The organism is Pseudoalteromonas sp. DL-6 (genome assembly GCF_004328665.1).
Lineage (GTDB): Bacteria > Pseudomonadota > Gammaproteobacteria > Enterobacterales > Alteromonadaceae > Pseudoalteromonas.
This window is the reverse complement of the sequence record NZ_CP019770.1, coordinates 2,835,587-2,847,591: the sequence shown is the minus strand read 5'-3', so window position 1 is coordinate 2,847,591 and position 12,005 is coordinate 2,835,587. Positions and strand designations below refer to the sequence as shown.

Sequence of the window (12,005 nt, the reverse complement as noted above, 5' to 3'; positions counted from 1 at the left end):
CTCTAAAAAGTAAGGAATAACAATGGCGCAAGCGCAATCAGGGATTTGTGCTGAAGCAAACTTACACGGTTTGCACTTATTTTTTAATGTACTTGATGGTCACGACGAATCACTTCGCGCTAAGCTTAAACAAGTGAGCGATATTGAAGATGAGTTTAGTGATCAGTTCTCTGAATCTATGCTTTCTTGCATGGTGGCAATTGGCGCCCAATATTGGCCGCATATTTTACCTGACTTCATGCCAAGCGAGCTGCAAAGCTTTCCTAATATTACCCATAGCGACTTTGTTATGAGTGCAAGGCCATGTGATTTGTTTGTGCAAATCCGCTCAGACAGAGAAGATGTAAACCATTTGTTTGCACTACAAATACTCAAGCTATTCACCCCAGATGTTGAGCTAGTTGAGCAAATTCGTAATTTTCGCTTTTTAGATGGCCGAGACTTTAATGGCTTTATTTATGCGGGCGATACTCCCCATGGCCGTCAAAAACGTGTAACGGCGTTAGTTAATAAGCCTGATAGTTTTGAAGATCAAGGTAGTTACATTCATGTGCAGCGCTATAAGCACGACTTGAGCTTGTGGCAGCATTTGTCATTACATGAACAAGAGCAAATAATGGGTCGTACACGCCTTGATAATACCTTGCTCAGCCCCGCACCTGAAAGTAGCCATGCAACCCGCAGTGAATTAAAAGATGAACAAGGTCAGGCACTGTTACTCAACCAAAGCATGCCTTATGGCGATGTATATGAGCAAGGTATGTTAGTGATCACGTGCTCTGCTAAAGGAGATGCATTCGAAAAAGTGCTAACTAGCCGACTAGGGCAGGGGGAAGATTATGACCACTGGCTTGATTTTACTCAGGCGGATATGGGCTCTGCATTTTTTGCGCCTTCAGTGCGATTTTTAAAGCAGTTATAACAGTTGTAAAACGGCTACGTAGTGATCATAGCCGTTTCAATCACAGCGTTAGTGGTTAAACCGTATCAAATAAAATACGCACACGCTCTAGTGTGAGGTCTATTTCTGAGATTTTAGCTGGTGCGATAAAAATAGTATCATCGCCGGCAATAGTGCCTAGTACGCCGTCTGCTTTGCCTAATGAATCAAGTAAACGCGCAATGAGTTGAGCAGCCCCTGGGCTGGTGCGAATAATAATCATCATTTCGTTATGCATAATATCAATAACGAGTTGGCGCAACGGGCTCTTAGCGGTTGGTACTCCCATTTCGGCGGGTAAACAGTACACCATTTCTTGTTTTGCATTACGGGTGCGTACCGCGCCAAACTTACTTAACATTCGCGACACTTTACTTTGGCTAATATTATCAAAGCCTTGTTCTTTTAACGCATCAACTATTTCGCCTTGTGAGCCAAAGTTTTCTTCTTTTAAAAGTGCTTTAAAGGCTTTAACCAATGCTTCTTGTTTGTCTTGTGGTTGCATAGTGTCTAATTAGTTATGTAATAGATACTGCAAATTCTACACAAAAATGCATAATTATGCAGCAGTTGTTTGCTTAAGTTGCCATTTTGCTGCGTTTAAACAGCAAAGTTTACAACTATGGTCGAAAATATAGCTAAAATAAGCAGGATAAATTTGTTTTTAGTCGTTAATTTCTTTATCTTATGAACCACAAATATTTCCTACCTCAAATCACGGAGAATTCCAATGAAAGTTGCTGTATTAGGTGCTGCAGGCGGTATCGGTCAAGCGTTGTCTTTATTATTAAAAACAGGCTTACCAGCTGGCTCTGAATTATCACTATATGATGTTGCGCCAGTAGTTCCTGGTGTTGCTGTTGACCTTTCTCACATCCCAACAGATGTTAAAGTTGCAGGTTTTGGTGCAGACGATTTAGATAAAGCATTAACAGGTTGTGATATCGTTCTTATCCCAGCGGGTATGCCACGTAAGCCAGGTATGGATCGTGCTGATTTATTTAATGTTAACGCTGGTATCATCAAAACATTAGCTGAAGGCATTGTTGCTAACTGTCCTAAAGCGCTTGTGGGTATTATTACTAACCCAGTTAACGGCACTGTACCAATTGTTGCTGAAGTATTTAAAAAAGCAGGTACTTATGACGCTAAGCGTGTATTCGGTATTACAACACTCGATGTGATCCGTTCTGAAGCGTTCATTGCTGAACTTAAAGGCGTAGACGTAGCAAGTGTTAAAGTTCCAGTAATCGGTGGTCACTCAGGCACAACAATTCTACCATTACTTTCTCAAGTTGAAGGTGTTACTTTCACTGATGAAGAAGTGGCTGCACTGACTCCACGTATCCAAAACGCAGGTACTGAAGTAGTTAATGCTAAAGCGGGCGGTGGTTCTGCAACATTATCTATGGGTGCTGCTGCTGCACGTTTTTGTATGTCTTTAGTTAAAGGCTTACAAGGTGAAGACGTTGTAGATTACGCATACGTTGCTGTTGAAAATGGCGATGCAGAGTACTTTGCACACCCAGTACGTTTAGGTAAAAATGGCGTAGAAGAAATTCTTTCTTACGGCACACTAAGCGCATTTGAAGAGCAAGCAAAGAATGACATGCTTGAAACGCTGAAAAAAGACATTAAAGAAGGTGTTGATTTTATGGCGTAATAGCCAAAATTAACTCATAAAAAAGCCTGCATTTGCAGGCTTTTTTATTGCTCGGAATTATCTACACAGTAAAACTTAGTGGTCGCGGTCAACCGCTATTCTAGCTAAGCTAATTAATGCTTGCTTGTAACTCGACTCAGCTAAGCAATCTAAACAAGCAATCGCTTTTTCTGCTTCTTGCTCTGCTTTTTGCATTGTGAACTCAAGGGCATTAGTATGTTTAAGTGCAGCGAGTATCTCATCTAGATGCGCCATACCATTACAGTGCTCTATGGCATCTCTTATTAACTGTGTTTGATGCTCACTACCGTGTTGCATGGCATAAATTAATGGTAGTGTAGGTTTGCCTTCAGCTAAGTCATCACCAATGTTTTTACCCAGTTGGTCGGCATCGGCGTTGTAATCTAAAACATCATCCACTAACTGAAAAGCGGTGCCTAAATGCATACCGTACAAATTAAGTGCGTCTAATACACTATCATCTTGCTCAGTAATAATGGCAGCTAGTCCGGTTGCAGCTTCAAATAACTTAGCGGTTTTAGAATAAATAACCTGCATATAACTGGCTTCAGTAGTATCTGGGTCATTGCAGTTCATTAATTGCAGTACTTCGCCTTCAGCAATAATGTTGGTTGCATCAGCCAGTATTTGCATTATCTGCATCTTGCCAAGGCCGACCATTAGCTGAAACGAGCGAGTGTAAATAAAGTCACCCACGAGAACACTGGCGGCATTACCAAATTCAGCATTTGCTGTGGGTGTGCCACGGCGCAAGTTAGATTCATCTACCACATCATCGTGTAAAAGAGTGGCGGTATGAATAAATTCAATAATAGTTGCTAGCGTAATGTGATCTTTACCTTGGTAACCTAGCGCTTTAGCCGCCAAAATAGCTAACATGGGGCGAACACGTTTGCCACCGCTGTTAACAATATACAAACCAAGTTGATTAACTAACGCCACATCTGAGCGCATTTGCGCATGTATTAGTTGATTGACGTCATTCATATCGCTTTCGATTAACGCCTGGATAGCTTTTATATCCATTGATCTCCGAGCCAATTTTAATGTGTGAACGGCGCAGATTGTACAACAAAAAACGCATTAGCTCGATATTTTGTGATGATTCCTTAAAAAAACACCCTTAAGTAGGTTAAATGACCTATTAACTTGGTGAATAAATGATTAAACAGCGCGGTTTAAATTTGAATCATCCTTGACGGTTAATTGAACTGCGTGGGCTTGCTTTGCGATTGCTAATTTATTTTCTCTAACCGTTAAAAAGCGCTTGGCAAAGGGGGATTTTAATATAAAATAGGGGAAATATTGAATTGCTCTCAATGCAGCTACTTTTTATTCATTTAATTACAAAAAGAGGCTTGCTAGTTTTTTCGCATTAGCGTAAACTTCGCGCCCTATTGAAGAATATTTTAGTTGCGTCGATTTGAGGGCGCACAGACGGAGTTAATTATGTACGCGGTTTTCCAAAGTGGTGGTAAACAGCACCGTGTGACTGAAGGTCAAACAATTCGTCTTGAGAAATTAGACGTTGAAACTGGTGCAGCAGTTGAATTTGATTCAGTACTTTTAGTTGCTGATGGTGAGAAGATCGAGATTGGTGTACCGTTCGTAAACGGTGGTAAAGTAACAGCTGAGGTTGTTTCACACGGTCGCGGTGAGAAGATTAAGGTTGTTAAATTTAGACGCCGTAAGCATTCTCGTAAGCAAATGGGCCATCGTCAATGGTTCACAGAAGTTAAAATCACTGGCATTAGCGCTTAATTAGAGGTACTTAGAAATGGCACATAAAAAAGCAGCTGGTAGTACTCGTAACGGTCGCGATTCAGAAAGCAAACGCCTAGGTGTTAAGCGTTTTGGTGGCGAATCAGTTCTAGCGGGTAGCATCATTGTTCGTCAACGTGGAACTCGTTTCCACCCTGGCGCAAACGTAGGTATCGGTAAAGACCACACTATCTTCGCAAAAGCAGATGGTAAAGTTCAGTTTGAACAAAAAGGTCCTTTAAACCGTAAATACGTAACTATCGTAGCTGAGTAATCAGCAAGGTAGTTAAAAAACCCCGCCTTTGCGGGGTTTTTTGTTTTAAGCAAAATATATACCCAAGCCCAGCCTGCAATCAGCACGGCTTGGGTATATAATAGAGTTATTAACAAGCCAATCCCTAAAGTGAGTAATCATGAAGTTTGTAGATGAAGTAGAAATTCGCGCAGAAGCTGGTGACGGTGGCAGCGGCATCGTGTCTTTTCGTCGTGAGAAATATGTTCCAGATGGTGGACCTGATGGCGGTGACGGTGGAGACGGTGGTAGTGTTTATCTACAAGCTGATGAAAACTTAAATACCCTTATTGACTATCAATTTGAGCGTTTTCACAGAGCAGAACGTGGTACTAACGGTCAAAGCCGTAATTGTACTGGTAAAAAAGGTGAAGATCTGATTGTAAAAGTGCCGGTAGGTACACGTATCCTAGATGTTGATACTCAAGAATCATTAGGGGATTTAACCCAAGATGGTCAACGAATTGTGGTTGCAAAAGGCGGTTTCCATGGCTTGGGGAATGCGCGTTTTAAATCAAGTACTAACCGTGCTCCACGTCAAAAAACACTCGGCACACCAGGTGAAGTACGTAACCTTAAATTAGAGCTAATGCTATTAGCTGATGTAGGTTTACTGGGTTTACCAAATGCAGGTAAATCGACCTTTATTCGCAGTGTATCCGCTGCAAAACCTAAAGTAGCAGATTATCCATTTACTACGCTTATCCCTAATTTAGGCGTTGTTCGTCCTGAAGCAAATAAATCATTTGTCATTGCCGATATTCCTGGCTTGATTGAAGGTGCGTCGGATGGTGCGGGCTTGGGTATCCGATTCTTAAAGCATTTAGAGCGCTGTCGTGTGTTATTGCACATTATTGATGTTATGCCAGTTGATGGATCTAACCCTGTTGATAATGCTTTTGCAATCATCAACGAGTTGCATCAGTACAGTCCTAAGCTTGCTGAAAAGCCACGCTGGTTAGTATTTAATAAAATTGACTTATTGCCTGAAGATGAAGCCAAGGCCCTGTGTGAGCAAATTGCAGAAGAGTTAGGTGAATCTGAAAATATTTATAGTATTGCCGCAATTAATAAATTAAATACGCAGCCATTAATTCACGACATCATGACGCTACTTGATAACATGCCTAAAGAAAAGTTTGTTGAAGTTGCAGACGAAGAGGTTGAATTTAAGTGGGATACCTACCATCAAAAAGCCACTAAAGGCGATGATGATGACTGGGATGATTGGGATGAAGATGATTACGACGTAGAAGTTGTCTACGAGCGTTAATTATAATTGTGTATATTTAAAAGGAGCTAATGCTCCTTTTTCTTTGATTAATAATAAAGTATTGGGTGTTTAGTGTGATAATTTCAATGATTGCAGCAATGGCAAACAACCGTGTCATTGGCTTAGATAATAAAATGCCATGGCACTTACCTGGCGACCTTCAGCACTTTAAGAAAGTAACCTCTGGTAAGCCCGTTATTATGGGACGTAAAACATTTGAATCGATAGGTCGGCCTCTGCCTGGGCGTCGTAATATTATTATTACTCGCAATAAAGACTATCACGCATCAGGAATTGAAACTGTAACCACACCAGAAGCTGCACTTGAGCTTGTTAATGATGTTGCAGAGGTGATGATTATTGGTGGTGGAAACATCTATCAGCAGTTCTTAGAGCAGGCGCAGCGATTGTATTTAACCTTTATTGACCTAGATGTTGAGGGGGATACACAATTTCCTGATTACCAAAGTGTTGCAAACTGGCAAATTGAAGATGAAATGTTGATGACGCCTGATGATAAAAACAAACATAATTATAAGTTCGTAACTTTGAATAAAATTCCTTAACATTATTGCCAAAATCTGAGCGTGTTGGTACAATATTAAACAGTCGAGTACGAAAAAAGTATTAATATAGGGTGTCCAATCAATGATTAAATTACCGAAGCTAGTTGTAATTGCTGCTATCGCAGCGGGTTCGTTCGCTTATACTGCGCCTGCAAGCGCTGATGATCAGTTAGCTGTTTCAGTTTGTGAGTACATTGCTGCTGATGATAAAAATCGCCTACGTAGTAAATTAAAAAGCTCGCGTGTGAAAGTACGTAATATCTATGATGCAGTTTTCTGTAACGGTAATAATTTACTACGTCACGCTGTTGCAAGTAATGCGGTTGATACGGGTGAGTACATTGTTAAAAACTTATCAAAGAGCTCGCTTGAAGATGGTGCTGATATTGCTTGGGCTGAGGCAAACCATGCAGGTTCAGCTTTAATCCCTATTATTAAAGACCGTGCAGGTCTTTAAATAAAAGTTTAATTAAAAAAACCGCGTTTAAACGCGGTTTTTTATTTGTTTGGATACACTGTCATTTCACATCCTGTTTAACTATCTCTGCCTCCTCTAAATATTTACTCTTATTACTCTTATTACATAAAAATGTCATAAAAATTCAATACTCTATGCGCATGTCAGTTTTGAGATATGTTTATGCGTGTATCATTCTTTACCCGTTTATTAGCCATTTTACTAACGTTAGCAAGTATCCTTCTAGCTGCGACTTTATTGTGGGCAAGCCATACATTACTAAAACTCCAACAACAAGATAGCGCATATAGTCAATTAAAAAATAGCATAATGGTTGAGCTGGCCGATCATTTGGAGAGTTACTTAGTACAAGGTAATAGCCAATATTTAATAAAATCATCAACTTTGATTGAGCAGCTTAAAGCGCAACAGTTAACAGCACTGCCTCCTGAGTTAGAAGCTCGTCTATCAGCACAATTAATTTCATTAAATACAGATATTAACGGTAAATACAGAGCACTTGGAAAACTCTCTGGTAATGAAACGGCGCTGTTAGATAACGCACTGAGGCAAATGGCGGGCTCAGCCTCTTCACTTATTAATTATGCGCAAAAAGCATCAACGCAAACCAGCAACGCCCTTAGCTATAATAAATTAGCGAGTGATTATTACAGTGAAGTGGTTAATTTATCTTTATCGACCTATCAATTAATAAATGATTACCAATCCGAGGTAGAGAAAAGTCTGCAACAAAGTATTAAAAACCTAAATTTACTGGCTGTCAAAATTGAACAGTTACCTAACTTAGGGGTAATGACTGAGGTTGATGAATTTGCTTTATTTGTAGATGAGGAACCGGAAGATTTGGCAGCTGAAATAAAAGCAGAGTTGGTGAGTTGGCCTAAACGCTATCTGCGCGATTTAAGTAGTACTTTATCGCAAGCAAAACAGCGTCGTTTAGGAACAAATGAATTACGGAAACAAATTAGCTTACTATCAAAAACAGTGATTGAAGCAGAGCAAACATTAAAAGCGCAGCAAGATACCGTGAAACAACAAGTTTTTTGGGTATTTGGAATAGCGATAGGTGGATTAGTAATATTAGCTTTTGGTGTTTATTGGGGGCAACGTAAACAGGTTTTACAGCCTTTGCGACAGCTGCGAGATGGATTTGCATTCCTAATCGAAAGCAATGAGTTAAAAAATATTACAGTAAACAACCCTCAAACAGAGGTGGGTGAAATAGCGCAGTATTTTAACCAGTTAATTGAGCGCCAGCGTCTAGAAGCTCAAGAGAAGGCAAATATGCTCAATGTAGTCAGCCAGTTCATGCAGCAAATGAGTAAGCATTTACACACGATTGGCCAAAAAAGTAATGCGAGTTATCAGCAGGTAAATCACAATGAAGAGCTGCTTCTTAATATTCAGCAACTTGGCGAGCAGGTAAATCATATTAATGCTGTTGCAGCTGAAAATGCTCAAAGTACCTATGAAGCAATGCAGCAAAGTGTTGGTTTTGCTAAAAATATGCTTAATGCCAGTTCAGATACACAGCAGCGTATTGAGCAGGGAATGCATAGTGTTCAGGAGTTACTGAGCGGGGTGCAAGGAGTAAGTAATATTATTACCGTTATACGTACCATCGCTGAGCAAACAAACTTACTCGCGCTCAATGCTGCGATTGAATCAGCAAGAGCCGGTGAGCAAGGTCGGGGTTTTGCCGTGGTTGCTGATGAGGTAAGGCAATTAGCTATGCAGACTCAAGGTTCGCTAAAAGAGATTAATGATCAATTGGCGTTATTAAGTGAAAACTCTCAAGAAGTCTATAAACAAATCAATGCATTAACTGAGGATGCACAGTTACAAACAGCAAATGCTCAAGAGCTTAAAGCAAACTCTGAAGGAGTAGCAGATAATGCGCAGCAGGCTAATAAAGTTGCGGTAGATGCAATGGAATTGGCTAAACAACAAAGTGAGTTGCTTCATGGTTTTACTCTATCAATGCATGATATGAAAAGCCAAGTAAGTGAGTCGAGTGAATTAGTTGCTGATATAGGCTCGCAGTTAGAGTTGCAAATGATATCTATTAAAGAAGGTTTAGGTTTAGGTAACAACAGCGATTAATCGAAGACGAATTAAACATTAATCTGTATGCTAAAAGACTACGTAATTACCCTAAGGAATTAATATGATAGAGCAAGGTCAGACAATACCTGCAGTAAATTTATCTCAGCTTACTGATGAAGGTATGCAAACACTCACTAATAATGAATTATTTGCAGATAAAAAAGTTGTGCTATTTGCGGTGCCGGGTGCTTTTACACCCACTTGTTCGAATGCTCATTTGCCTGGTTATATCGCGCTAGCCGATAAAATTAAGGCTAAAGGTATTAACGCTATCTATTGTGTATCAGTTAATGATGCATTTGTGATGAAAGCATGGGGTGAGTCACAAAACGCAGAGCATATAGACATGCTTGCAGACGGTGATGCTAGTTTTACTCGTGCCTTAGGGCTTGAAAAAGATACTGCAGGCTTTGGTGGTTTGCGCTCGAAACGTTACGCTATGGTTGTTGACAATGGTGTTGTTAACCAATTATTTGTAGAACAAGACAAAGAATTTGTAATAAGCAGTGCTGAAGCTGTTTTAGCTAAGCTATAACTAAGTTGTTTTAATTATTGAATAAAAAGCCGATACATATGTATCGGCTTTTTTATCTAAGGAGAGTGTGGATTATGGCTGGTATTGACCGCTTAGCGTTAAACCAGAGAAGGTTTGATACGCATTAACACTTAAGTGCCATGTGCCTGCTTGAGGATTACTAAACGTACAAGTTTCAGCGTTACCATTTTTATATGGGCGACAATCATAGCTAGAGCTAGTTGGTTGGCTGCCAAACTTTACAAATAAATCTGCATCACCGGTGCCGCCTGATGTTGTTACAGTAAAGTTAGCCATGCCAGCTGGCACATCTAGCGTGTAATGTTTCCATTGACCTGCTGTTGCAGAAACATCACTTACTGTACCGCCACCAGCTTGAGGTGTACCTGAACCACCACCGGTTGAACCACCTGTGATGTTACCAACTAAGCTCACACCAGTGTATGCTGAGTAACCACGTAACATTACATGGTAAGTACCTGCCGTTGGGTTATCGATAGAGCATTCTTCACTGTTACCACCTTTATAAGGACGACAGTCATATGTAGTGGTGGTTGGTTTGCTGCCAGCACGTACATACAAGTCAGCATCCCCTGTACCACCACTCATGGTGAAAGTAACATTAGTCGCACCACTTGGTACTGTCATAGTGTAAAAGTCTTGTGCACTTGCCGCACCGCTTAATCCAGTTTTCGCTTGTCCATCAACGAGCTCATTATCACCGGTTGTTGGCGGTGGCGTGCCACCAGATGCTGCGGCAACAGCGGCTGCAGCATCCACAATGCCTGTGCCACAGCTAGTACATGCTGCAGAGAAAGAGCGAGTCGTTGTTTTCAAGATGTTTTCAATTTCATCAGGGGTAGCATTTGGTTTAGCTTGCTTGATCAATGCTGCAACACCCGCAACATGAGGTGCAGCCATTGAAGTACCCTGCGAAAAGCCATAGCTGTCGCTTGATGGTGTTGTTGAGCCTGAGTTGTAAGTAGATAAAACACCCTCAGAATCATTTGCAAAGCTTTGTGCGCCACCCGGTGCTGCCACATCTATATTACTACCGTAGTTTGAGTAATATGCGCGGCCACCGTTACGACCAACTGATGCAACATTAACAACACCATTACAGTTACCTGGGTTGTAGTTTGCAGAATTATCGTTATCGTTACCTGCAGCAATAACAACAACAGTACCATTATTACGTGCTGTATTAATCGCATTTTGAGTCGTTGAGCTACATGCACCTGCACCACCTAAACTCATGTTTATAACATCAGCAGGGTTAGCATTTGCCGATGTACCCGATACATTACCGCCAGAGGCCCAAATAATGCCATCAGCAATATCAGAGGTTAAACCGCCACACTTACCTAATACACGTACAGGCACTACTTTTGCGTCGTAAGCAACACCTGCAACACCCTCACCGTTATTAGTTACCGCAGCAACAGTACCTGCTACGTGAGTACCGTGCCAACTAGAACCTTGTGCACCGTTATTACCACACTCACCGGCTGCAACTGCATCCCCCGGATCGCGAGCATCGTTATCACGGCCATTGCCATCATTAGCCACTGATAGATTAGAGATCATATCGTAACCAGGTAAAATATTAGCGTTTAAATCAGCGTGCGGACGGTAACCAGTATCAAGAACAGCTACAACCACGCCGCTACCTGTGGCAGTATCCCAAGCTGTTGGTAGATTTAGACCACCGGCTTGCTCATAGTAATGCCATTGGTCGCCATAACGAGGATCGTTTGGTGTTGCAAATGGCTTTAACATTTGATCGACTTCAATGTATTCAACATTGCCTGAATTAACCATTTCTTGCATAAACTGTTGTGCTTCTTCAGCATTGAGCTTTTTGTCAGCGCGCATTACGTGATGGTTGTTTAATGCCATTGCGCGGATATATTTAGCTTTAACTTTACCTTTTTTTGAGGTGAAGTTTTTTACAAAGCTTTGCGCTTTTTTGTTCATCATTGCAGGCGATGCGTCAGCTGTAGATGTGCTCATCATATCGCTATTATTTTTATATTTGATAATGAACTGAGTTTCAAACCCACCTTGATTTTGCATTTTAGCTGAGGTTTCAGCCATTGAAGGTGCGATTGCTTGTGCTGGATTTGCCATACTTGAGCTGGCAGCAAATAGTGTACTTATTGTTAGCGCAACAGCGCATTTTTTAAATGAATTATTAGAAGTCATAATTACCCTTAGTGTTATTATTATTTGTGGATATCCACAAAGCGGGTACAAAGGTAAATGATCTGTTAACTATTTTGAAATATTAAATACGCATGTATCTATTTCATTTAGTTATAACCGCGTATTCAGTGAGCTTTCAATTGTTTTGTATTTAATTTTTTATTT

12 protein-coding genes are annotated in these 12,005 nt (G+C 40.7%); 9 read left to right on the top strand and 3 right to left on the bottom strand.

Annotated features, from left to right (window positions below; genetic code table 11):
• Window positions 1–22: 22 nt before the first annotated feature.
• The gene (locus B1F84_RS13310) at window positions 23–922 is read left to right on the top strand and encodes a Dyp-type peroxidase (RefSeq protein WP_131691698.1); all 900 of its coding nucleotides are present in this window, start codon (window positions 23–25) and stop codon (window positions 920–922) included.
• A 55-nt stretch (window positions 923–977) separates the two neighbouring features.
• Here B1F84_RS13310 and argR read toward each other — a convergent pair whose 3' ends face one another.
• Window positions 978–1,445 (bottom strand): transcriptional regulator ArgR, encoded by a 468-nt coding sequence (gene argR, locus B1F84_RS13305; RefSeq protein WP_008466460.1) that lies wholly within the window; start codon window positions 1,443–1,445, stop codon window positions 978–980.
• Window positions 1,446–1,670: 225 nt separating this feature from the next.
• On the opposite strand from argR, the gene mdh reads away from it, so the two are divergent.
• The gene (mdh, locus tag B1F84_RS13300) at window positions 1,671–2,603 is read left to right on the top strand and encodes a malate dehydrogenase (RefSeq protein WP_008466462.1); all 933 of its coding nucleotides are present in this window, start codon (window positions 1,671–1,673) and stop codon (window positions 2,601–2,603) included.
• Window positions 2,604–2,678: 75 nt separating this feature from the next.
• Here mdh and ispB read toward each other — a convergent pair whose 3' ends face one another.
• Window positions 2,679–3,650, bottom strand: coding sequence for an octaprenyl diphosphate synthase (gene ispB / locus B1F84_RS13295; protein WP_076920079.1), 972 nt, complete (start codon window positions 3,648–3,650; stop codon window positions 2,679–2,681).
• A gap of 423 nt (window positions 3,651–4,073) precedes the next feature.
• Between ispB and rplU the strand changes: the two genes are divergently transcribed.
• The 7 genes from rplU (at window position 4,074) to B1F84_RS13260 (ending at window position 9,635) form a co-directional block, all read left to right on the top strand.
• Window positions 4,074–4,385 (top strand): 50S ribosomal protein L21, encoded by a 312-nt coding sequence (gene rplU, locus B1F84_RS13290; RefSeq protein WP_004587921.1) that lies wholly within the window; start codon window positions 4,074–4,076, stop codon window positions 4,383–4,385.
• A 16-nt stretch (window positions 4,386–4,401) separates the two neighbouring features.
• On the top strand, window positions 4,402–4,659 hold the full coding sequence (rpmA, locus tag B1F84_RS13285) for a 50S ribosomal protein L27 (RefSeq protein ID WP_008114963.1): 258 nt from the start codon (window positions 4,402–4,404) through the stop codon (window positions 4,657–4,659).
• A 139-nt stretch (window positions 4,660–4,798) separates the two neighbouring features.
• On the top strand, window positions 4,799–5,950 hold the full coding sequence (cgtA, locus tag B1F84_RS13280; RefSeq protein WP_008114965.1) for an Obg family GTPase CgtA: 1,152 nt from the start codon (window positions 4,799–4,801) through the stop codon (window positions 5,948–5,950).
• A 74-nt stretch (window positions 5,951–6,024) separates the two neighbouring features.
• A complete protein-coding gene (gene folA, locus B1F84_RS13275) occupies window positions 6,025–6,516 on the top strand; it encodes a type 3 dihydrofolate reductase (protein WP_205988826.1) in 492 nt (163 codons plus the stop codon).
• A gap of 82 nt (window positions 6,517–6,598) precedes the next feature.
• Window positions 6,599–6,973, top strand: coding sequence for a DUF3718 domain-containing protein (locus B1F84_RS13270; RefSeq protein WP_076920076.1), 375 nt, complete (start codon window positions 6,599–6,601; stop codon window positions 6,971–6,973).
• 183 nt (window positions 6,974–7,156) lie between these two features.
• Window positions 7,157–9,097: a methyl-accepting chemotaxis protein gene (locus B1F84_RS13265; RefSeq protein WP_131691697.1), complete on the top strand. Its 1,941-nt coding sequence runs from the start codon at window positions 7,157–7,159 to the stop codon at window positions 9,095–9,097.
• A 64-nt stretch (window positions 9,098–9,161) separates the two neighbouring features.
• Entirely contained in the window at window positions 9,162–9,635 is a 474-nt protein-coding gene (locus B1F84_RS13260; RefSeq protein WP_076920074.1) for a peroxiredoxin, read from the top strand.
• A 72-nt stretch (window positions 9,636–9,707) separates the two neighbouring features.
• On the opposite strand, the gene B1F84_RS13255 is transcribed toward B1F84_RS13260, so the two are convergent.
• On the bottom strand, window positions 9,708–11,840 hold the full coding sequence (locus tag B1F84_RS13255) for a S8 family peptidase (RefSeq protein WP_131691696.1): 2,133 nt from the start codon (window positions 11,838–11,840) through the stop codon (window positions 9,708–9,710).
• Between the last annotated feature and the right edge of the window lie 165 nt (window positions 11,841–12,005).